The 20,299-nt window shown below is 47.9% G+C and carries 19 protein-coding genes; 11 read left to right on the top strand and 8 right to left on the bottom strand.

Going from position 1 to position 20,299, the window contains the following annotated elements:
• Nucleotides 1-38: 38 nt before the first annotated feature.
• Both J0L70_RS14450 and J0L70_RS14445 read left to right on the top strand, forming a co-directional pair.
• The gene (locus tag J0L70_RS14450) at nucleotides 39-986 is read left to right on the top strand and encodes a cation diffusion facilitator family transporter (RefSeq protein WP_017291223.1); all 948 of its coding nucleotides are present in this window, start codon (nucleotides 39-41) and stop codon (nucleotides 984-986) included.
• A 70-nt stretch (nucleotides 987-1,056) separates the two neighbouring features.
• Nucleotides 1,057-2,235, top strand: a complete 1,179-nt coding sequence (locus tag J0L70_RS14445; protein WP_017291224.1) for a bifunctional sterol desaturase/short chain dehydrogenase — start codon at nucleotides 1,057-1,059, stop codon at nucleotides 2,233-2,235.
• On the opposite strand, the gene J0L70_RS14440 is transcribed toward J0L70_RS14445, so the two are convergent.
• Together J0L70_RS14440 and J0L70_RS14435 are read right to left on the bottom strand one after the other, a co-directional pair.
• The gene (locus J0L70_RS14440) at nucleotides 2,227-3,282 is read right to left on the bottom strand and encodes a sensor histidine kinase (RefSeq protein WP_287455109.1); all 1,056 of its coding nucleotides are present in this window, start codon (nucleotides 3,280-3,282) and stop codon (nucleotides 2,227-2,229) included. The genes J0L70_RS14445 and J0L70_RS14440 overlap by 9 nt on opposite strands.
• A gap of 3 nt (nucleotides 3,283-3,285) precedes the next feature.
• Nucleotides 3,286-4,431 (bottom strand): FIST signal transduction protein, encoded by a 1,146-nt coding sequence (locus J0L70_RS14435; RefSeq protein WP_287455108.1) that lies wholly within the window; start codon nucleotides 4,429-4,431, stop codon nucleotides 3,286-3,288.
• Between the two features lie 166 nt (nucleotides 4,432-4,597).
• Between J0L70_RS14435 and hemB the strand changes: the two genes are divergently transcribed.
• Nucleotides 4,598-5,581 (top strand): porphobilinogen synthase, encoded by a 984-nt coding sequence (gene hemB, locus J0L70_RS14430; RefSeq protein WP_017291227.1) that lies wholly within the window; start codon nucleotides 4,598-4,600, stop codon nucleotides 5,579-5,581.
• Nucleotides 5,582-5,622: 41 nt separating this feature from the next.
• Here the strand turns inward: hemB and tadA are convergent, their stop codons facing one another.
• A complete protein-coding gene (tadA, locus tag J0L70_RS14425; RefSeq protein WP_017291228.1) occupies nucleotides 5,623-6,126 on the bottom strand; it encodes a tRNA adenosine(34) deaminase TadA in 504 nt (167 codons plus the stop codon).
• A gap of 90 nt (nucleotides 6,127-6,216) precedes the next feature.
• Between tadA and J0L70_RS14420 the strand changes: the two genes are divergently transcribed.
• Nucleotides 6,217-6,540, top strand: a complete 324-nt coding sequence (locus J0L70_RS14420) for a DUF760 domain-containing protein (protein WP_017291229.1) — start codon at nucleotides 6,217-6,219, stop codon at nucleotides 6,538-6,540.
• Between the two features lie 20 nt (nucleotides 6,541-6,560).
• On the opposite strand, the gene J0L70_RS14415 is transcribed toward J0L70_RS14420, so the two are convergent.
• The gene (locus tag J0L70_RS14415; RefSeq protein ID WP_268242220.1) at nucleotides 6,561-7,745 is read right to left on the bottom strand and encodes an HhoA/HhoB/HtrA family serine endopeptidase; all 1,185 of its coding nucleotides are present in this window, start codon (nucleotides 7,743-7,745) and stop codon (nucleotides 6,561-6,563) included.
• A gap of 175 nt (nucleotides 7,746-7,920) precedes the next feature.
• On the opposite strand from J0L70_RS14415, the gene psbQ reads away from it, so the two are divergent.
• The 3 genes from psbQ (at nucleotide 7,921) to hemC (ending at nucleotide 10,763) form a co-directional block, all read left to right on the top strand.
• Nucleotides 7,921-8,364, top strand: a complete 444-nt coding sequence (gene psbQ / locus J0L70_RS14410) for a photosystem II protein PsbQ (RefSeq protein WP_017291231.1) — start codon at nucleotides 7,921-7,923, stop codon at nucleotides 8,362-8,364.
• 48 nt (nucleotides 8,365-8,412) lie between these two features.
• Nucleotides 8,413-9,489 (top strand): NAD(P)/FAD-dependent oxidoreductase, encoded by a 1,077-nt coding sequence (locus tag J0L70_RS14405; RefSeq protein ID WP_287455107.1) that lies wholly within the window; start codon nucleotides 8,413-8,415, stop codon nucleotides 9,487-9,489.
• A gap of 305 nt (nucleotides 9,490-9,794) precedes the next feature.
• On the top strand, nucleotides 9,795-10,763 hold the full coding sequence (gene hemC / locus J0L70_RS14400) for a hydroxymethylbilane synthase (RefSeq protein WP_017291233.1): 969 nt from the start codon (nucleotides 9,795-9,797) through the stop codon (nucleotides 10,761-10,763).
• Here the strand turns inward: hemC and J0L70_RS14395 are convergent.
• Nucleotides 10,760-10,915, bottom strand: coding sequence for a hypothetical protein (locus J0L70_RS14395; RefSeq protein ID WP_287455106.1), 156 nt, complete (start codon nucleotides 10,913-10,915; stop codon nucleotides 10,760-10,762). The genes hemC and J0L70_RS14395 overlap by 4 nt on opposite strands.
• A gap of 268 nt (nucleotides 10,916-11,183) precedes the next feature.
• On the opposite strand from J0L70_RS14395, the gene J0L70_RS14390 reads away from it, so the two are divergent.
• Nucleotides 11,184-13,628 (top strand): AMP-binding protein, encoded by a 2,445-nt coding sequence (locus tag J0L70_RS14390; protein WP_287455105.1) that lies wholly within the window; start codon nucleotides 11,184-11,186, stop codon nucleotides 13,626-13,628.
• 95 nt (nucleotides 13,629-13,723) lie between these two features.
• The gene (dapB, locus tag J0L70_RS14385) at nucleotides 13,724-14,545 is read left to right on the top strand and encodes a 4-hydroxy-tetrahydrodipicolinate reductase (RefSeq protein ID WP_017291236.1); all 822 of its coding nucleotides are present in this window, start codon (nucleotides 13,724-13,726) and stop codon (nucleotides 14,543-14,545) included.
• A gap of 73 nt (nucleotides 14,546-14,618) precedes the next feature.
• Here the strand turns inward: dapB and J0L70_RS14380 are convergent, their stop codons facing one another.
• Nucleotides 14,619-15,815, bottom strand: a complete 1,197-nt coding sequence (locus tag J0L70_RS14380) for a WD40 repeat domain-containing protein (protein WP_287455104.1) — start codon at nucleotides 15,813-15,815, stop codon at nucleotides 14,619-14,621.
• A gap of 147 nt (nucleotides 15,816-15,962) precedes the next feature.
• Here J0L70_RS14380 and J0L70_RS14375 point away from each other — a divergent pair, with 147 nt between their 5' ends.
• Both J0L70_RS14375 and ispD read left to right on the top strand, forming a co-directional pair.
• Nucleotides 15,963-16,724, top strand: coding sequence for a pentapeptide repeat-containing protein (locus J0L70_RS14375; protein WP_287455103.1), 762 nt, complete (start codon nucleotides 15,963-15,965; stop codon nucleotides 16,722-16,724).
• Nucleotides 16,725-16,849: 125 nt separating this feature from the next.
• A complete protein-coding gene (gene ispD, locus J0L70_RS14370; protein WP_287455102.1) occupies nucleotides 16,850-17,551 on the top strand; it encodes a 2-C-methyl-D-erythritol 4-phosphate cytidylyltransferase in 702 nt (233 codons plus the stop codon).
• Here ispD and J0L70_RS14365 read toward each other — a convergent pair.
• Together J0L70_RS14365 and J0L70_RS14360 are read right to left on the bottom strand one after the other, a co-directional pair.
• Nucleotides 17,529-18,281, bottom strand: a complete 753-nt coding sequence (locus tag J0L70_RS14365; protein ID WP_287455101.1) for a TRP family putative cation channel — start codon at nucleotides 18,279-18,281, stop codon at nucleotides 17,529-17,531. The two genes, ispD and J0L70_RS14365, sit on opposite strands and share 23 nt — an antisense overlap.
• A gap of 28 nt (nucleotides 18,282-18,309) precedes the next feature.
• Entirely contained in the window at nucleotides 18,310-20,055 is a 1,746-nt protein-coding gene (locus J0L70_RS14360; protein WP_017291241.1) for a sensor histidine kinase, read from the bottom strand.
• Nucleotides 20,056-20,299: the final 244 nt, after the last annotated feature.

Here is a 20,299-nt window from a genome sequence, read left to right as displayed (position 1 = left end):
TCAGCCTTTTCCATCATCCTCCTACCTTAGAGCGCGTTATGGCTGAAGTCAGAAATCAAAAAGGAGTAAGCCGCCAAATTCTATTGATGACACTTTGGCTGACGCTACTCATGTTAGTTGTAAAAGTGGGTGCAGCTTGGGCAACAAAATCTTTAGCGATCGTGGCTGAATGTCTTCATACTGTTATTGATGGCTTCAGTACAGTGCTCGGTTTAATTGCAATCTCTTCACCCCATCGCATCCCAGGGCGAGAAATTTGGGGGCATAGTCGGTTGGAAGCAATGTTGGCGTTGCTGCTAGTCGCATTATTAGGATTTGCCTGCCTCAGTTTGTCTGGAACCGCCATCGAGCAATTAGCCAATCAGCCGACGCTAGCTATCCTGCCACCGATTCGGATGCGGCTATCTGTGATTGGACTGCTCGCGATCGTGTCTCTCGCCAGTGTGGGCTTAGCGTTTTTTGAGCGAAAAGTGGCACGGACGCTCGATAGCTCGATTTTGAAAGTGAATGCGCGTCAGATTTTGCAGGACGCTTGGCTGACGATGTTTTTGCTCCTGGGACTCCTGGGAATTTGGAAGGGATATGCTTGGCTTGATCCCTTGTTGGCGATCGTCATGGTAATTACCGCCGGATTGAGCTGCTGGCGGGTTTTAAATTGGCAATTACCGTTAATGGTCAGACAAGTTGCCATTGCACCTGAAGCGATCGGGCAAATGGTCAGACAGGTGCAAGGGGTGACCCAATGTTATGACGTGCGATCGCGCGGAATCGTCGGGCGACAAGTTTTAGTCGAAATGCGAGTTTTCGTGCATCCAGACTTTCTGGGAGCGAGTGAATGGATTATCGAGCAGATCGATGGAGCCATTCGCGATCGCTATGGCCCGGTACAGGTGTGCATCTCGATCGAAGAAGCGCAAGACGATTTACAACATCCCTTTGAAACACTGCGATCGGATCAATCCAGTCGCGAAATGGATTGGAATTAAGATTTGGATCGACAGACTCAAGGTAAAGTAGGGAAAGAATTATTAAGAAGCATTACGTTATACCCACTTCATGGATTTCTCCCTTTTGCCTCAGATTGCTATTCAATGCCTCTTGGGAGCGTCTGCGATCGTGTTCACGGAACTGGTGCGAGACGCTTACCACATTGCTGGACACTACTGGCAGCCATTAAAGCGAGGACACAATTTACATCACAAGGCTTATCGTCCTGATTTAACAATCACAAGCTTAGAGATGTACCAAAAGGCGCAACTCAATAATGATGTGCCAGAAGCGATCGCGATGCTAGGTGCCGCTGCAATTCTGGCAGCCTGTACTCAATTGCCTGTTTTATGGATCGGTTGCTTGTATTCGCTGGTCTTCTTAATTCCAGCCGTTGCCCGATCGCAAGGGTTACTGCTGCAAACCGATGTGACTCATAAGCCCGGTGACTTAATTGAGTTGCCCAAGCCTTGGATTGTGAATCGAACCTACCATTGGCGACATCATTTTGATGATCAGAATGCTTATTATTGTGGTCATTTTACAATTGTGGACAAATTGTTAGGGACAAGTTTGGCGCTGAAAGGCAAAACAGTGGCTATTACTGGCGCATCCGGAGCATTAGGGCAAGCATTGATTGCAGAGCTATCGAAGCATGGGGCGAAAGTTGTTGCGCTAACGACGAGCGATCGCGCGTTTGCTGAAGGCATAGAAGTGCTGCACTGGCAAATTGGAGCGGAAGAAGAATTGCGATCGCGGCTGCAAAAGGTAGACATCTTTATTCTGAATCATGGCGTCAATGTCTATGGCGATCGCACACCAGCCGCAATCCAGACTTCCTATGAAGTGAATACATTCTCAACTTGGAGACTCGCAGAGCTATTCCTTGAAACAGTCACCGAATCTTCGCACAAAGCGCTCAAAGAACTTTGGATTAATACCTCTGAGGCTGAAGTGAATCCGGCGCTGAGTCCGCTTTATGAGCTATCGAAGCGAGCTTTAGGAGATTTGATTACCCTGCGGCGATTAGATGCACCTTGTATTATCCGCAAGTTGGTTTTAGGACCCTTTAAGAGTCAGTTAAATCCTTATGGGGTGATGTCTGCCTCTGGAGTCGCTTGGGCGATCGTGGCACTCGCGAAACGAGATTTTCGCGACATCATTGTGACGATTAATCCGATCACTTACATTCTTTTTCCGATCAAGGAGTTCTTTCAGTCGCTTTATTTCCGCTTGTTCTCAAAGTAGTGGAAGCTCAATTAAAAATTCTGTGCCCTGATCAACAACAGAATGACAATTCAATTTGCCGCGATGGTGCTCTGTGATGATTTGGTAAGCGATCGACAAGCCCAATCCTGTTCCCTGACCAATCGGCTTTGTCGTAAAGAATGGGTCAAAAATTCGCGTTTGGATCGCTTCTGGAATCCCTGTTCCATTGTCAGCAATTCCGACTCGTACCCAGTCCGAATCAATTTCTGTCCGGATCGTCAGTTGGGGTTGCCAGTCGGGTTCTGATTTTTGCGATCGCACATCCAACGCGTCGATCGCATTGCTCAACAATGACATGAACACCTGATTTATTCGCCCGGCATAGCATTCGATCTTGGGCAATTCTCCATAGGTGCGCACAATCCGAATTTCTTGCCGATTCACTCTGCCCCGCAGCCGTGATCCCAAAATCATCAACGTACTTTCCAGACCTTCATGCAGACTGACTGACTTCAGTTCTGCTTCATCCAGCCGCGAAAATGTCCGTAATAGATTCACAATCTCTTCAATGCGCTCCGCTCCTGATGACATCGATCGCAGCACACTGGAGAAGTCTTGCAACACAAACGAGAGATCGACTTCTTCGCTGAGCGTTTGAATTTCCTCGATCGAGCTATTCTGATATGCCCGAATCATCTGCACTAATATTTCTGCGTACTCCTGAGCATGGCGTAAATTCCCATAAATAAAACTGATTGGGTTATTAATTTCATGCGCTACCCCAGCCACCAGTTGCCCCAAACTCGACATTTTTTCGCTCTGAATCAACTGAGCTTGAGTCAGTTTGAGATTCGACAATGCTTGTTCGAGTTCGGCAGCCTGCTGCTGTAGGATTTCATGACTTTTTTGAACGGTCTCCTGTGAAACTTGTAAATCCCGAATTGCTTTTCTAAAGAGAGCCTCTTTCAGATCATTCGTTCTTTCCAGTTCAGCCTGACTCGATTCCGAGCGTTTTAATTTCTTCTCAAGAATCCGATTTGCTTTTTCCAGTTCTTGCACTCGTTGTTTTAACGCTTCGCAATCCATCCATCAAGTCCCCAAAAGCAAGGTCACGATCGTCATATTATGTAACCGAGTTGCCCCATACTCATGAAGTGGGGAAAGTTCTCCATAAGTATAAAAACCGCTACAAACTACTTCAGCAGGTAGACAATCTCGAATCAAATCGTATTCTTCTGTGACTCGACTGCCTAACAGTTTGAAGCGACAGTCACAGCTAAAAATTAAAGCGATCGTTGGATGGGGGCTGGGATAAGATTGGGTCGCTTGCTGAATCGCAGTTTTGCACGCAGCAAGAATATCTTCACGACCTGCAGTACTCACTTGGACGATCGAGTTTTCAGGCACATCTGCTAGACAGTGCACCTCTCCTGTTGTCTCATCAAATCCACTAAACCCCCGCAAGTAAAACTCAGGCTCTCCCGCTTCAAAAACTGCTAAAGGATTCTGGGGAACGGGATCTGCACCACCGAGTTGTTCACGAAAAAACGATAAAGCAGATTGCTCTCCAATCGTTACAACGCAATTGCCTCGCGCTTTGGTCACTTGGCTAGAGACACTAATTGGCTCCCATCCATTGGCGATTCCATATGAAAATTTCAGCGCTGCACCAGAAAACAGCAGAATCGGAGCCGCGTCGGTCAATACTTCAGTCTTATAAAACTGGTAGGTCGCTTCAAACCGATAATTGTCAGTTGACATGCCGCCAAAGATCGGAAACTGTTCTCCTAATGCAGCTTGTAATCCCTTGAGAATCAGGGTTCCATTGGTTTTGATGCCTTCTGGGATGGTGATGCAAAGTCGAGGTGGTTGAGCACCTGTTGCCTGTTCAACTGCCAATCGAGTAGCAGCGATCGCATCTTCACCAAGATTCCGCGCGACCCCGGCGCGGATTTCAATTTCATCTGAGCAAAAGAGCGTCAGCACGATTGAATCGTATTGAAATTGCAGCGTATCGGATAATTCTGCATCGCTTGTGCAGCCAATCAGTTCAAGGTTTGGAAAGGCTTGATCAATCTCTTGCAAAATCAAAGCGTGGTCAAAGTCGATCGCGGCAAATAACATGCCTGCATTCGGTGTTAATCCATTCAGTGCAGCTTGACATTGAGCAATGACTTCTGCAACGGCGCTGGAGGAATCTGGATCGTTACTGTGTCCGACAATCGCTTTCAGCATAGGGCTTCTCCAAGGTGAGATTTCCCCTAACATGCCCGATCGCGCAAATTAACCTAACAAAGGCATTTTACAGTTCGTTACCTTCAGTCGTTCGGTTCCAGCCACGTTTTAGACTTGTAAAGTCTCCCCGAATTGATTCGGATTTTTTATCGAAGTTGATATTCCTATGTTTCCAACTCATCGCCCTCGTCGGTTACGCACCCATCCTCAACTGCGCCGCATGGTGCGCGAAAATGTCCTAACAACGAGTGATTTGATCTATCCTTTGTTTGCCGTTCCAGGTGAAAGTGTGGCGACCGAAGTCAGATCAATGCCTGGCGTGTATCAATTATCGATCGATAAAATCGTTGAAGAAGCCAAAGAAGTCTACGACTTGGGCATTCCGTCGATTATCTTGTTTGGGATTCCAGCCGACAAAGATGTAGATGCCACTGGAGCATGGCACGACTGCGGCATTGTTCAGAAAGCAGCAACGGCGGTGAAAGAAGCGGTTCCAGAGTTGATTGTGATTGCAGATACTTGCTTGTGTGAGTATACTTCGCACGGTCATTGTGGATTTTTGGAAGTCGGCGATTTAACAGGTCGCGTCTTAAATGATCCAACGTTGGACCTGTTGAAGAAAGTTGCGGTTTCTCAAGCCAAAGCTGGAGCCGATATCATTGCGCCTTCTGGAATGATGGATGGCTTCGTTGCTGCGATTCGGGAAGGATTGGATGAAGCAGGATTCCAGGATATTCCGATTCTGTCTTATGCCGCGAAGTATGCCTCGGCTTACTATGGCCCATTCCGCGATGCCGCAGAATCAACTCCGCAATTTGGCGATCGCCGCACGTACCAGATGGATCCAGGCAACGCACGCGAAGCGATTAAAGAGATCGAGCTGGACATTGCAGAAGGAGCAGATATGCTCATGGTGAAGCCTGCCCTAGCTTACATGGATATCATTCATCAGGTGAAGCAAGCCTGCAACCTTCCGGTCGCTGCCTACAATGTGTCGGGCGAGTATGCAATGGTGAAAGCAGCAGCGCTGAATGGATGGATTGATGAGGAACGGGTGGTGATGGAAACCTTGCTCAGCTTTAAGCGCGCGGGTGCAGATTTAATTCTCACCTATCATGCGAAAGATGCTGCGCGTTGGTTAGGAGCGTAGTCTAATGGGGAATCGGGGCATGGAGAAGTTTCCCGACTCCCCTACTTCCGACGATCGCGCCTCTGCCGAAACCAATCCCGCAACTGCTCCCGACAAGGTGCTTCTAAAATTCCACCTAACACGGTTAAGCGATGGTTTGAGGCTGGACTATCCGGCAGATTCAATACAGTTCTGACCGCTCCTGCTTTCGGATCATCCGCACCATAGACTAACAATCCTAAGCGCGCGAGCACGATCGCACCCGCACACATTGGGCAAGGCTCCAGAGTGACATACAGTGTACAGTCTTCTAAATGCCAACTGTTTAACACCTGTCCTGCCTGCCTTAACGCCAAAACTTCGGCATGAGCCGTCGGATCACGATCGCGTTCTCGCCGATTTTCGCCTTCTGCGATCACAGTATCGCCTCGCACAATTACTGCCCCTACTGGCACTTCTCCTGCATTTCCCGCCTGTTCTGCAAGTTCTAGCGATCGCTGCATCCAATTGCGATGGCGAAGATATTCAGGATGATCAATCTCAGGGGGGGCAATCCGGAACGGCATACAGTTTAAAGACTTGATTTTGTCTCGTTTCAGTGTGGGCGAATCTGTAAAGAAATGCCAAAATAATTGGATAGGTTTTAATGGAACTCAATGGCATTTAATCCTGATCGTGCAAATTTCCTTCATACCGATGCAGAAGCGAATGATGCGAATGCGCTCCTTCGTTATCTCCAGCATCAACCTCCGGAAGTTTTAGAACGTGTTGCGCGTACCGTTAGCCCACAAGTCAAACAAATCGTTTCGCACAACGTTCAAGGCTTAGTCGGTGTCCTACCCAGTGACGGCTTCAACGTCAAAATTACCACCGATCGCGAAAATCTCGCAGGACTGCTCGCCTCTGCCATGCTGACAGGCTACTTCTTGCGCCAAATGGAACAGCGCATGGAACTTGAAGATCAAATCGGCGACCTTTAAATCGATCGCCTCAATTCTCTCTAGTTTGATCGCTTCGGAAATGCACCTGGGCGGACTTGCAACGTTTCAGTTTTGCCGCTACGCTTCACCTCAATTCCAAGCGGCGTTCCGATGCGGCTACTTTCCACCTGTGCTTGTACATCCGAAGATGTTTTGACAGGCGTACCATTGATCTTTTGAACGATGTCGCCTGGTTTCAGCCCCCCCTGTGCGGCTGGAGAATTTTCTGCAACTCGAGCAATAAATACGCCCTGCTCCTCAGTCACCTGAGTTTTGCCATCCAATTCTTTATTTAGTTCATCCCGAATCGCAGCACTGAGATCAATCATTTGAATTCCAAGATAGGGATGATCGACGCTACCTTTGGTGAAAAGCTGTTCTGCAACGCGCTGAGCCGTTTCAATCGGAATCGCAAATCCTAGCCCTTGAGCGTCGGCTCGAATTGCCGTATTGATCCCAATCACTTCTCCACGATCGTTGAGTAACGGACCACCCGAATTGCCGGGATTGATCGCGGCATCGGTTTGAATAAAACTGACTCGCTTGTCGGAAACGCCCACTTCTCGGCTCGATCGTCCGATCGCGCTAATAATTCCCGCCGTCACCGTGTTATCTAAGCCGAGGGGATTGCCAATCGCGATCGCCCATTGCCCCGGCAGAATTGATTTAGAATTGCCAAGCGTCACTGTGGGTAACTGATTCGCGTCAATCTTCACCGCCGCGACATCGGTTACAGGATCACTGCCAACGACTCGCCCTTCAAACGTACGCCCATCCTTCAGCGTCACTTCTACCGTATCCGTTCCATCGACCACATGCGCATTCGTTAACAATCGACCATCTGCGGTTAATAGGAAGCCTGAACCCGTTCCCCGCTCCACTCGATCTTCAGGCGCAGGGAGTTGGTCGCCAAAAAATCGCTTAAACACTGGATTACGCAAAGCTTCTGGCACATTGCTCGACACCCGTCGTACGGCATTAATTCGCACCACTGCGGGACCTGCACGATCGACAGCAGACGAAATAAAATTCTCATTATTTCTGCCATTCGCCGCAACGGAGACCGAACTCGGTGGAGCAAGCTGCACCTGAAACGGCTGTCCCTGACCGCGATTGACCAAATAATGATTGGCAACCAAACCCGCGCCGCCGCCGACCGTCAATAATGAAGCGGCGATCGCGACCTGTCTGAAGGAGAGAACCATAACTTAAGCGCAAAAAACAGTGACAATCCTAGTTTATCTTTGCCTTTCGATTACGGTGGCGATTTGTAAACAGGAGGCTTTGGTGTAGGCACGTTTTGAGATACACTCCTTTACATAAGCTGTGACTCAAAACCCTTTGAGAGCGCGGTAACCCAGTGATTTAGAAATTAAGGTTATGTCAAAGTATCGGTCTATTTTGGGACTCATTTGTTGTACTCTCCTGGCAATTGTGATGGTGGGATGTGGCGGACCGGCAGCGGTGAAGCCGACCTACACTCCCGACAGAATTGCTGAAATTCAGGGTCATACAGCGGACTTGCAGCAGTTAACTGAGCGATTGCCCGAATTGCAAGAGTTAATTCAGAAAGAAGATTTCATTTTCGCGCGCAATTTCATTCATGGGCCTTTGGGAGAAATGCGCATCCTGATGGGTCGCATTTCGACTGATTTGTTGCCAAAAGAGCAAAAAGCTGCACGGGATCTCGCAAAACAGATCGCGAATGATTTGGTTGAGATCGACCAAGCATCTGCAGAAAATAACTACAAAGTCGCTGTTCGCTACTATGGAGAAACGGTGAAAGACGTGGAATCATTCTATAAATTGATTCCGCAAGGTTAAGGCTTAAGGCGGAGAATGAAAAGTGTGATTTCTCCGCCTTAATCATTTATGAAAGTGACGATCGCAGGTTGTGGTGTAGTTGGCGCTACGATCGCTTATGAACTGAGCCAAGTTCCAGACCTCGAGATTACAGTTGTAGACGCGCAGCCGACCCCAATTCAAGCCGATGTGAAAGAGTGCCCAAGCTCAACAGGGGCAGCGCTCGGCGTTTTGATGGGTGCAATTAGTAAAAAAGAAAAAGGTCGCAATTTGAGAATGCGACTGTTTGGAATTCAGTACTATAACCACTTAGTTCCTCAATTAGCAGAATTAACCGGACGATCCATTCTGTTTAATCGTCAGGGAATTTTGATGCTGCAATTTCCAGAAGATGATTTGACCGTCTGGAATCGTTTGATTGAAGTGCGACGCAACCAGGATTTACCGTTAGAGCTTTGGGATCGAGAACGGTTGAATGCAGAGTTTCCGTTTTTACAGCAAGCCAGTGCTGCGGTTTATTCACCGAGCGATCGACAAATTCATCCGATCGCACTCACTCAAGCTTTGATTGAAGGCGCAAAAATGCGCGGTGTAGCCTTCAAGTTTGGAGCAAAAGTACTGGGGATGCAAGGGCACCAGACTCAAACTTCTGAAGGCTCGATCGACTCGGACTATCTTGTAATTTCAGCAGGAATTGGATCGCGTGAGATTTCAGCCGTTGATATTCGTCCTGTCTTAGGACAAGCGATTCATCTACGCTTACCTCAACCGTTAAGTGATTCAAATCTGCCCGTGATTACAGGAAACGACGTGCATATTGTCCCACTTGGAAATGCTGAATACTGGGTCGGTGCAACCGTTGAGTTTCCAACAGAATCAGGAGAAGTGTTGCCGCCCGATCGAGAAATGTTTGAGGCGGTGATGAAGCAAGCGATCGCGTTTTGTCCAAATCTCAAAGGGGCGGAAGTTGTGCGATCGTGGTTTGGGTTGCGTCCGCGTCCGCAGGGTCGTCCGGCTCCAGTGATTGAAGAAGTTCAGCCCAATGTTTTACTCGCATCTGGACATTATCGAAATGGAGTATTGCTTGCCCCTGCAACCGCAGAGCAAGTCAAAGCAAAAATTCTACAAATTGATTCATCTATATAATCTCGACAGGCAGTAATACTGAATCTGAACAGCAGGTTTCGATGCTCCAGCTTTACACATTCAATCAACCTTTACCGAAAGAGCTAAACTGACACGCCTTACCTGATTCCCCTTTTCCACAGACGTACAGTTTGGAGACTACGCCAAACCCAAGACACCATCGAGCGATTTCTCAATCCTCAATTACAATCAGTTGCTTAATCATCTGTAACGAATTCGGCGGAGTTGACGCGCAAATCGGGCAACACACTGCGGTAAGGTGAAGAATAGTCACTTGATAAGCACGTACCAACTTTCCGTTAATTATGTCCTCAACTGTTTCTAGCCCAACTCGTACTATTCGGATTGCTTCACGCAAAAGTCAGCTTGCTTTAGTTCAGACTTATTGGGTGCAGGAGCAGTTACAGAAAGCTTTTCCTCAACACACGTTTGAAGTTCATACGATGAACACTCAAGGCGACAAGATCCTTGATGTGGCATTGGCGAAAATTGGGGACAAAGGTTTATTTACCAAAGAACTTGAAGATGGAATGCTCAATGGCACAACCGATTTCGCAGTGCATTCCTTGAAAGATTTGCCGACTCGATTGCCCCAAGGGTTGATGCTAGGTTGCGTGACGGAACGCGAAGACCCCGCAGATGCTTTGGTCGTCCATGAAAAGCACAAGGATAAAGACTTAGCATCGTTACCCGAAGGTTCAGTGATTGGAACTTCTTCACTGCGGCGGCTAGCACAATTGCGGCATCACTATCCACATCTCAGCTTCAAAGATGTGCGTGGAAATGTGATCACGCGATTGGCAAAGTTGGATTCGGGTGAGTATGATGCGCTGATTTTGGCGGCGGCAGGATTGAATCGGTTGGATTTAAGCGATCGTATTCATCAACTCATTCCATCTGACATCTCGCTACATGCCGTTGGACAAGGTGCATTAGGCATTGAATGTCGTGAAGGCGATACTGAGATTCTTGAAATTCTCAAAGTGCTAGAACATCAGCCCACTGCTTATCGGTGTTATGCAGAGCGGGCTTTCTTGCGAGAACTAGAAGGCGGCTGTCAGGTTCCGATCGGTGTCAATACCAAGATTGAAGGCGACACACTCACCTTGACCGGAATTGTTGCTAGCTTAGATGGCAAAAAGCTTGTGAAAGATAGCGTTTCTGGTGCGGCAGTCGATGCTGAGAAATTAGGAACCGAACTGGCCCACCGAGCAAAAGAGCAAGGCGCACAAGAAATTCTCAACGATATCTTTGCAACAATTAATCGCGGCTAACCCACAATTGCTGCACTAGTGTACTTGAGCGATCGCATCCCTTCTAGATCAGTCTGAGAGGAATGCGATCGCTTTGGTCTGTTGGTATGATGCGCTGATTCAGTTTGTTCAATCTTAGCAACATGAGGTGGACTGAGTGTCTGGCTCAGCATCAAACCTTGCAAGCATTTTTGGCAAATCGGTGATCGCGATTAACACGCTCCATCAAGTTTTCCTAAATTATTCACCGAATGTAGACTAATAGTAATCCAAGATATTTCTATACCCCGGTTGAATTAACGGTTTTAGCCTGCGGGAGATTACTGAGTTAGTATTGCGTAAAATTGTTTTGTTATTACAAAGTCTTCGTCAGAATACTGCTAAATCTAAGCAAAATTAGCTAGGGTAAATCGTCAGTCGCAAGCAAAATTGACTTGAACTATGACGATCGATGAAACTCGAAACTCAGTGAGAACGCGCCTTGGAATTGTCGCCCTAAATTCCACAGGCTATCTTGATGCGATATTGACTTGTCTTGAATCCGAAGAAATTGCAGTCCCGCTTAAACACGGAGACGATCACGATCGCATCAATGCTGCAAAAGTCGATCGTGTCTTCACTCCAACCTCCGAAGCAGGCTGGATGAGTCGAGGCTTCAAACCTTCTACGAGTCATGAGCCTGCGGTTATTTCTTTTACATCTGGAACTGAAGGCAAACCAAAAGGCGTTTTACTGACTCACGGCAATTTGGCAGAAGTCGTTAGCCGACTCAATGGCTTGATGCAGGTCACTGATGAGATTCGGGAGTATATTGGCGTTCCGGTCTATCATTCTTTCGGATTTGGGCGAGCAAGAGCGATCTCATCGGTTGGAGGACAGCTTTACTTACCGGAAACAGGCTTCAATCCAGCTGAAATCGGTGCGATGCTGAAACGCGGTGAGATTAACGCGATTTCAGCGGTTCCGAGCCTGTGGCGAGTGTTATTGGCAAATTCAGATTTGATTGGGAATGCGGGCAGACGTGTGCGCTGGATCGAGATTGGAAGCCAGTACATGAGCCGACAGGAAAAAGAAGCCATGAAAGCTCTCTTTCCAGAGGCGCGGATTGTTCAGCATTACGGCTTAACTGAGGCTTCTCGAACAACATTACTCGAACTGCATAACGCTGAGGGAGAAGCACTCGAATCCGTTGGCAAAGCGATCGGCTCGGTTGAGGTGCAGTTAACCGAAGATGGGCGGATTGCCATTCGAGGAGAGCATGTAGCGCAAACTTATCTGATCTACGGAGAAGAAGCCCCAATTACAGATGCAGACGGATGGCTGATCACCAAAGATTTAGGGAATTTGGACAATGGGCTGCTGTATTACAAAGGCAGAGCCGATGATGTGATTAACTGTGGAGGGCTGAAAGTTCATCCCGAAGCCCTTGAGACAAAACTCTATGAAAAAATTGGGTATACAACCGGGCTGGCAATTTGTCGTAAACCAGATCCAGTACGGGGAGAAGGTTTTTTGGTTGCCGTAACTCCGGCAGTGACGATCGACAAATCTCAACTTCGAGACGCTGTGTTAGAAGCAACTCAAGAGTTTGGCGTCAATGCAGGCAATGCGATCGCAATTGTCGAACTCGATGAACTTCCAAAAACAGCAACCGGAAAAGTGCAACGCCGACAACTTGCAGACTGGTATACTCAGCAGACACCAACCGCGACTGTCGAAACAGTCGATCCGAAGCGGAAAAATTACATTGAATCCGCGTTCTGTCGGTTGTTGAACTTGCGGCATCTTCAGCCTGAAGATACGTTTATCTCACTGGGTGGAGATTCGTTGTCGTATGTGCAACTCGCGATGGAACTGGAGCGGCATCTAGGCTACTTGCCACAAGGCTGGGAGCATCTGTCAATCGCCCAGTTAGAAACACTCACACCTGAGAAAAAGGCGTTCAGCCCGATTGAAACTAATATCATTTTGAGAGCGATCGCGATCTTCGTCGTCGTTGCCGATCACGCGGGGCTCATGAATTTCTCTGGGGGCGCATTCCTACTCTTGATGATCGCAGGAGCCAACCTCGCTCGATTTCAATCTGAAGCCTTGGTGCAAGGGCGACTCGTTCAACCCATTCTCTCCCTGCTCCGCAACCTGGTCACGCCTTATCTCATCATTTCCCTCAGCTATCAACTCTGGAAACGGGACTTCGACTTGAGTGTGCTCTTCTTATTCAGTAACTTTGTGAATCCAGAAGTCTCTGCGATTTTCCCAGTGTGGTTTGTCAGTGTGTTAGTCCAAATCATTCTGCTTTTCTCGTTACTGTTCACCCTCAAACCTCTGCGACAATTTGCACGAGTCTCTCCTTGGGAATTTGGATTAGCGACCCTAGTTATCGGAATTATTGCCAAGCTTGGAGTAGGCGCGGTTTGGAATACTGCTCACTTGTATGACCGACTGCCCCACATGCTACTTTGGATGTTCTCGATGGGTTGGATCATTCAGTTCGCTCACACCAAACAACAAAAAGCAGTCTCAACAAGTCTACTCTGGGCACTGGTTCCAATCTTAACTCGTCTGAGCTATGCCTATATCAGTTACACCTATGCCGTGTGGATGGTGCTCGGAGGCACATTACTGCTCTGGATTCCTACCGTTCCAATTCCTCAATTCATCAAATCGCCACTCCAAACTGTTGGAGCCGCAACCTACTATATCTATCTGTTCCACATGATCCTTATCCATATCGTCAGTACTGTCGGACATACCGAGAATCCCTGGGTGAATACAGTTGCAGGTATCTTCGGCGGAATTGCAGTGTGGGCAGGAGTTCAAACCGTACAGTCCTTTCTGGCAAATCGGCGATCGACTCAAGCTGAGATCGATGCAACTGCCCTATAAAATCCGCATGCGGATTCTGTGTCAACCAGAAGAATTGTTTAGCGGGTTGGCAGAATCGCCCCTTAAGATAAGAAAGCTGAGTTTGGGAACATCATATGGCGGGTCGGATTCCAGTGGTCGTCAATGGAGCGACCGGAAAAATGGGGCGGGAAATTATTAAAGCCGTCTCGCAGTCGCCGGATATGAATTTAATCGGCGCACTGGCGAAAAATCCCAAATATCTCGGAGAAGATATCGGTGAAGTCATTGGTTGCGGAGCATTGGAAGTCCCCGTGACCAACGAATATGAATCGATGATGGCAATGCTCTCTCAAGAAAAAGAGTTGGGAGTCGTCGTGGATGTGACTCACCCCGATGCTGTGTATAACAATGTCAGATCCGCGATCGCGTATGGGGTGCGTCCTGTTGTCGGAACCACCGGACTGAGTGCGGGACAGATTCAAGAATTAGCAGAATTTGCAGATAAGGCAAGTACGGGCTGTTTGATCGTGCCCAATTTCTCGATCGGGGTTGTGCTGATGCAGCAAGCTGCAATTCAAGCCTCCCAGTATTTCGATCATGTTGAAATTATTGAACTTCATCATAATCAAAAAGCAGATGCACCGAGCGGAACAGCAGTTCAAACGGCGCAGATGCTAGCAGAACTGGGTAAGACTTACAATGAGCCGCTTGTGCATGAAACCGAAAAGATCACAGGAGCAAGAGGCGCTCAGGCAGAAGAAGGCATTCGCATTCACAGCATTCGCCTCCCTGGACTAGTCGCGCATCAAGAAATCATCTTCGGTGCAGCGGGGCAAATTTATACCTTGCGGCATGACGCAACCGATCGCACTTGCTACATGCCTGGAGTGTTGCTCTCGATTCGGAAAGTGATTTCGTTGAAATCTTTAGTCTATGGATTAGAGAAGATTATTTAGGTTCGGATTCGGCTGCACTCAACTCCCAAAGATCCAGGATCTAGAGCGTTGAGCGCAGTCGAAACTGTCGTTTTTAGCGATCGCATTGCCAAACTTTTAACCCACTCTCAACGCTGGTCACTAAGTAGCGACTGTTTTGACTAAATTGGACAGCTTGCCACAGTCCTTGACCTAAATCTGCTTGCCCAAGGCTATTTAACAATTGCCCCGTCTCTGCATCCCAAATTCTCAAAAGATTCTGGCGACGCGCATAATTTCGGTGTTTCGGATGGATATCAACTCGCTGATAGCCTGCGACAAACCATTGACCATTGGGGCTGAGCGCAGCGACATGTGGCGCGCCATCGGCTGGGTCAAGCTGAATTCGACAGCGGATCTCACCCGTTGCCACTTTGCGGATCCAGACCTGCCGACCCACGATCGTTGCAACACGTTGCCAATCTGGAGTCATGTCGAGCCATTGCTCATACGGTGTGAGCCAATTTAAGCTAAAGCGAGCTTCGCCCGTCTTTAAGCTAATGGCTTCGGGGCGCTGTTCGATCTTGAGCAAGCCTTTTCCACTCATGGCGACCGCAAGAATCGGAACATCAGTCAGACAAGGCAAGATGTGAGTATTTTCGCCTTGAGGCAGGTTCCAGATGCGTAAGCTGCGATCGCGTACCGTCAGATCCGCGCGACGACCTAGCCACTCATACTGATTGCAACCACTACTGACCACCATCTGCCCGTCTGCACTAATGGCGATCGCGGTAATTGGGCTGTGATGACCTTTGAGCGTCGTTAGTTCTTCCCCGGTGGCAACTTGCCAAACCTTGATCGTGCAATCCTGGCTTCCGGTGACTAAAGTCTTGCCATCCTGGCTCAGCGCCATTGCGGTAATTGGAGCGGTATGTCCTTGCAAGGAAAAGAGCCGCTGACCCGTGCGCCAATTCCAAATCTGCACCGTATTCGTGAGTTCAGATGGGCTAGTACGGGTAAGAGAACCAACGCTTAAAAGTGTTTTCCCATCAGGATGTAGCGCAATACGTCGCAAAGCATTGCCAGGATTCAAAGTTTGCAGAGCATGTAAAGTGGCTTTTCTAGTGGTGAAATCGGATTGTACTGTTTTCTTAAGAGATGGAGAGATGCGATCGCAATCCGGATCTCCTTCACGTAGCGGGTAGTCTACTGGATCAAACCAAACTCCAGCATCTTGAAACAAATCGGAGACTGAATCAGGAAGGCGATCCAACACAATAGGCATTTCTTCGATCGATGAGTCTTGGAACATAGCTTCTCACCAAGGGGGATCACCGCCAGTGTTCACTCTGAGTCTGATTCGCTCTACGGTGTTACTGATGAACTCTCGTTAAAGTTTTGATAAGGTCTAGCTAGATCTACGCAAAGGATTTTAGATTTTTGGATTGGAAAGAACGTGATGAAAAAAAGCTGGTTGACGATCGCAGTTTTGACGAATTTATTGGCAGTCTCAGCGCGGGCAGAAAATTCGCAGCAACTTCAAGAATTTCGATCGACCAAGACCTGTTACGGTTGCGATCTCACAAACACGAGTTTGGCAAACCTCGATCTCAGTAATGCAAAGCTGATTAATACCTCATTGTTTGGCACAGATTTTAGAGGCACTAATCTCAGTGGAGCAAATCTCAGCGGGATTCAAGCCGGGGAACTGATCGTGAATGCACGATCGAGTGAGCGCCGAATTAGTGACTTTTCAGGAGTGAATTTCACAGGAGCCGATATTAGTCGGGCTTCTTTGAGCCGAGCGATTCTCGCCCAAGCAAATTTTACAAATGCGTATCTGCTGAATACGGATTTTGGATCGGCTCGATTAGTAGGCGCAGTGTTTCAAGGCGCAACGTTAGGCAACACATTCTTTGGTGGAGCAGATTTGACAGGTGCGAACTTCACGAATCAGCCGTTGGTTGGGGTGTATCTCAGAAATGCTCGATTAGATAATGCTCAACTCGCAGGAGTCAGGTTTGATTCGAGCGATTTGACCAATGCGGTGTTTAGAAATGCTGATTTGCGCGGAGTTAGTTTTACAAGTACAACGATCGCGAATGCTGATTTTTCGGGTGCAAGACTCGATCCGGACACTGTCGCTCAACTGTGTCAGACAGCAGGCGGCTCGAATACCTTGACGAACACTGATACTCGGGTGAGTTTAGGCTGTCGCTAGGCTGATAAACTGACAACAGCAAATCAATTTTTTGTCTTGATTTGACTTGCCTGTAAGCGAGCAGGCGTGAGCAGATAGAGGGCACGATCGCCTTATTTTTGTCAGTGTACTTGGATTGAGAGAACGTGTATTTATTAATTCCTGCGGCAGGTTCAGGGCAGCGCATGGGCAGCGCGTGGCAACGCCAGAACAAAGCTCCCCGCAACAAATTACTGCTTGATCTTTTGGGAAAGCCGATTCTGGCTTGGACACTGCTTGCCGCAGAAGCATCTCAGACAATCGAGTGGATTGGCATTATCGGACAGCCGTTCGATTGGGATGACTTTAAAGAAATCGTGACATCTCTGAAGTTGACTAAACCTGTCCACTTTATTCAAGGCGGCACAACTCGCCAAGAATCGGTTTACAACGGACTTCAAGCCCTGCCGCCCGAAGCAGAACAGGTGCTCATTCACGATGGCGCACGCTGTTTAGCGACTCCAGAACTATTCGATCGCTGTACAGAAGCCCTGCAAACCTGTGATGGATTGGTTGCGGCAATTCCTGTCAAAGACACGATTAAAGTCGTCTCAGAGGGTCTAGTCGCCTCGACTCCAGAGCGATCACAATTGTGGGCAGCCCAAACTCCGCAAGGATTTTCGGTGCCCTTGTTGAAAAAATGTCATTTAGAAGGACGCACTCAAGGCTGGGAAGTCACAGACGATGCAGCGTTATTTGAACAGTGTCAACTGCCTGTGCAAATTCTTCCAGGAGAAGAGACGAATTTGAAAGTCACAACGCCAATGGATTTAGCAATTGCGGAATTTATCCTGCGTCAACGGGATTAGCGGCAAACATCGCCTCGATCGTCTTGCCCAATTGGTTTAAGTCGGTTAGCTCGATCGCTTGAACTCGTCCCGAGTCGATTAAAGGAATCGCGCGATCGTCAGTTGGTTCTCCTCGCAAGCCTGCCGTAATCAAATCCGCTGCACGTCCACTGCCTGAAATCACAATCAAAGGTCGCTGCTGAACCGTGACATTTTGCAAAGCATCTTCCCAAGTGATCTCGCCGCCATTTAACAAAACCGTCACAGAGGGTGCCGACTGCGCAATCTCGGATGCTGCTGCTGCTAACCAGGATGATTCATCGCCCCAATTTGATCCTGGAACGAGTAGGAAATGAGAATGATGTGGCTCTAAGGGTGCAGCCTGTTCTGAGTCAATTGCTTGACCTGGCAAAGTCACCAGCCCAACTGGAGAGATGCCAATCAGCGGAAATGTTCCTTGAATCTGCTGCCGTGCTCGACCCATTAACTGCATGACACCCGTATCCGTTCCACCATCGACGATCGCTGCTTGCCATTTTTGAGCGATCGGGGCAAGAACTTTTACAAACAGTTGCTGTATCAGTTCATAATCAGCAGCACTAATCTTACTGGCTCCGCCAATCACCACCAGCACTGGACAATTGACAGAGATAGACATATCAGCGATCGCTGCTTTCATCTCCTGCAATGATTGCACGGTCGCGATCGCAGCTTCGTGACTTTGAAATTTCACAACAAAGGGGGTTGACATTTCAAAATTTTAGCTTCAAAACAAATATTCAAGCTCTTGGCAAAGGTAAAAAGACGGTAAATTTTGATCCCACCCCGACTTTCGAGTCTACCTCGATCGTACCCCCATGCAGTTCCACTAATTGCTTGGTCAATGCCAGTCCTAATCCTGTCCCTTCATATTTGCGATGGTAGGATGCATCCAATTGTTTAAATTTTTGAAACAGCAGCGATCGCTGCTCAGCAGGAATTCCAATGCCTGTGTCCTCGACTTGCAGAATCGCTGTAGTGCTACTCACTCGCACACGCATGGTCACTTGTCCCTTCTCTGGTGTGAATTTGATGGCATTACTTAGCAGATTGAGGCAGATTTGTTGCACCCGCAGCGGGTCAGCTTGAAATCGAAAATCACGGGATGTTCGCTCTCCTGGCGGTAACAGTTCGAGCGACAATGCGACTTGTTTCGCATCGGCTTTTCCCTGCACCAGTTGGATCGACTGTTGAGCCAATTTTGATAGAGAAACCTCTTTGCATTCCAGAATCATTTTTCCGGCTTCAACTTCCGAGAGATCTAGCAAATCATTGATCAAAGCCAGCAGGTGTTCGCCTCGTTCTTGAATGATTTGTAAGTATTCAATTTGTTTTTGAGGCGTGAGAATGTAGTTGGTATCTTGGAACGCGCGAATCAGCGTGGCTGCCATTCCCAAAATTGTCGTCAGCGGGGTGCGAAGCTCATGGCTCATCGTCGAGAGAAATTCGGACTTGGCAAGGCTAGCCGATTCGGCTGCAATTAATGTGTCTCGCAGTTCTTGAGTGCGATCGATAATTTGCTGCTCTAAGGTATTTTTTTGCTGTTGCAGTTCGCTGTAGAGTTTGGATTGATAAATTGCGATCGCTAAATGTTCAGCGATTCGCTGGAGCAGAATTTTTTCGCGCTCCAGCCATTGTCGCGGATGCTGACATTGATGCACGATTAGCAGTCCCCAGAGTTCCTCTTGAACCATGATCGGCGTGACAAGTTCAGCTTGAATTGAAATGGCAGTAGGCTCATCGAGTAAAGACGCGACCGTTGAACTCTTGGATTTTGTGCTGTTGGCTGCCCAAGTTACAGAATCGCTGTGGCGTTTTTGCAAGTGCTTCAGGCTCGCTGCACTGTACTCATTCATCAAATTGAGAATAGACGGAATTCTATCGCTGCTACGCGCTTCATAAGTAATGCCATCCAGATTTGGCACAGTCGGATCGGCTGTGAGAACTTCGCCATCGATCAGGCAAGAAGGTGCCGGAAAATTGAACTGGTAAATGATCACGCGATCGGCTTCGAGAAACTCACGTACTTGATGCACTGCCGTTTCTAAGATCACGGGCAGATTTAAACTGTGGCGAATCAGGGTCGTGACTTGATTGATCAAGCGTTCTTGTTCAACTTGATGCTGAATTGAAGGGTGCGCAGAGTGAGCAAAAAGTTTAATCAGATTTAAGGTGAATTCGCTTTGATGATCGCTTTGATTTTCTTGCAGCAGGAACGGCAAAGCATAATTGATTTCTTCTAAAAAAGCCGAAATTTGGTCAGGCGAGAACGTGAGATGCAACTGACAGTAATCGGCATCGATCGCATCAGCTTGAATGAGTGCACTAAAGCTCGGTGAAGCTGCCAGGAAAAACCGTTTGGGAGCCTGATTTTCAGTCAGAACGATCGCATCTGTTCCAACTGTAGCTTGTAGCAGATCTACTACTTGGTGAAATATTGCCCAAGACAGGAGTTGACCGACAGAATGAGTTCGGGAGCTTGTCATATCCGGGGAGCGGGCGCAGAGGGTGGTAAAGGAGAGATCGCATCCAAAAAAGAATGCCGCGATCTCTATGAGCCTTTCTTTTATTATTAATCTGAATTTGAATGCACTGGAATTTGTAACGCTCTAGTTTATTAGGCAAAGGTATATCTCTGCAATTCTATATAAGTCTTAATATCTGCCCATCTTTCAAGAGGCAGAGATGGCAAAGCTGAAGGAGTCACGATAGAGTGAAAAGCTGATAATA

The organism is Leptolyngbya sp. UWPOB_LEPTO1 (assembly GCF_017302695.1).
Lineage (GTDB): Bacteria > Cyanobacteriota > Cyanobacteriia > Leptolyngbyales > Leptolyngbyaceae > Leptolyngbya > Leptolyngbya boryana.
This window is presented reverse-complemented; position numbering and strand designations above follow the sequence as displayed.

Excerpts from the sequence above, each read along its gene's own strand:
- J0L70_RS14450 (WP_017291223.1), top strand. The coding sequence starts at position 39 with ATGGCTGAAGTCAGAAATCAAAAAGGAGTAAGCCGCCAAATTCTATTG.
- J0L70_RS14445 (WP_017291224.1), top strand. The coding sequence starts at position 1,057 with ATGGATTTCTCCCTTTTGCCTCAGATTGCTATTCAATGCCTCTTGGGA.
- J0L70_RS14440 (WP_287455109.1), bottom strand. The coding sequence starts at position 3,282 with ATGGATTGCGAAGCGTTAAAACAACGAGTGCAAGAACTGGAAAAAGCA.
- J0L70_RS14435 (WP_287455108.1), bottom strand. The coding sequence starts at position 4,431 with ATGCTGAAAGCGATTGTCGGACACAGTAACGATCCAGATTCCTCCAGC.
- hemB (WP_017291227.1), top strand. The coding sequence starts at position 4,598 with ATGTTTCCAACTCATCGCCCTCGTCGGTTACGCACCCATCCTCAACTG.
- tadA (WP_017291228.1), bottom strand. The coding sequence starts at position 6,126 with ATGCCGTTCCGGATTGCCCCCCCTGAGATTGATCATCCTGAATATCTT.
- J0L70_RS14420 (WP_017291229.1), top strand. The coding sequence starts at position 6,217 with ATGGCATTTAATCCTGATCGTGCAAATTTCCTTCATACCGATGCAGAA.
- J0L70_RS14415 (WP_268242220.1), bottom strand. The coding sequence starts at position 7,745 with ATGGTTCTCTCCTTCAGACAGGTCGCGATCGCCGCTTCATTATTGACG.
- psbQ (WP_017291231.1), top strand. The coding sequence starts at position 7,921 with ATGTCAAAGTATCGGTCTATTTTGGGACTCATTTGTTGTACTCTCCTG.
- J0L70_RS14405 (WP_287455107.1), top strand. The coding sequence starts at position 8,413 with ATGAAAGTGACGATCGCAGGTTGTGGTGTAGTTGGCGCTACGATCGCT.
- hemC (WP_017291233.1), top strand. The coding sequence starts at position 9,795 with ATGTCCTCAACTGTTTCTAGCCCAACTCGTACTATTCGGATTGCTTCA.
- J0L70_RS14395 (WP_287455106.1), bottom strand. The coding sequence starts at position 10,915 with ATGCTGAGCCAGACACTCAGTCCACCTCATGTTGCTAAGATTGAACAA.
- J0L70_RS14390 (WP_287455105.1), top strand. The coding sequence starts at position 11,184 with ATGACGATCGATGAAACTCGAAACTCAGTGAGAACGCGCCTTGGAATT.
- dapB (WP_017291236.1), top strand. The coding sequence starts at position 13,724 with ATGGCGGGTCGGATTCCAGTGGTCGTCAATGGAGCGACCGGAAAAATG.
- J0L70_RS14380 (WP_287455104.1), bottom strand. The coding sequence starts at position 15,815 with ATGTTCCAAGACTCATCGATCGAAGAAATGCCTATTGTGTTGGATCGC.
- J0L70_RS14375 (WP_287455103.1), top strand. The coding sequence starts at position 15,963 with ATGAAAAAAAGCTGGTTGACGATCGCAGTTTTGACGAATTTATTGGCA.
- J0L70_RS14365 (WP_287455101.1), bottom strand. The coding sequence starts at position 18,281 with ATGTCAACCCCCTTTGTTGTGAAATTTCAAAGTCACGAAGCTGCGATC.
- J0L70_RS14360 (WP_017291241.1), bottom strand. The coding sequence starts at position 20,055 with ATGACAAGCTCCCGAACTCATTCTGTCGGTCAACTCCTGTCTTGGGCA.